A 303-nucleotide genomic window follows, 5' to 3' on the forward strand; every position below is an offset into this window, starting at 1 on the left:
GGCATGATGCAGATCAACATGATCGCGATGATGCTGACGCCGAACATTACCTTCAGAAAGAACCATGGTGCGGAGAGCGCGTCGATGTCGAGGATCGAGCACGGAATCTCTTCCGATTCGTATTCCTCTTTCTCGCGGACCAACTCCAAGTCGAGCGGTGCCGGCCGACTGGAGACCGGATTGACCAGGCGTTCGGTAAGCGCTGCAGTGACTACGTCGACCGCAGGGAACTCGTGCGGCCACCGATGATGTTCCGCCACACCGTAGGCCCGCAGGATCGGCAGCGCCCAGGCAGGATGGTTG

Annotated in this window: 1 protein-coding gene; it reads right to left on the bottom strand. The window is 59.7% G+C overall.

Going from position 1 to position 303, the window contains the following annotated elements:
• Positions 1 to 303, bottom strand: a 303-nt coding sequence (locus tag AC1RPG_RS08655) for a hypothetical protein (RefSeq protein ID WP_481762580.1), incomplete at both ends; no start/stop codon positions are given.

The organism is Dellaglioa sp. CoH-57-MRSF-18 (assembly GCF_056781995.1).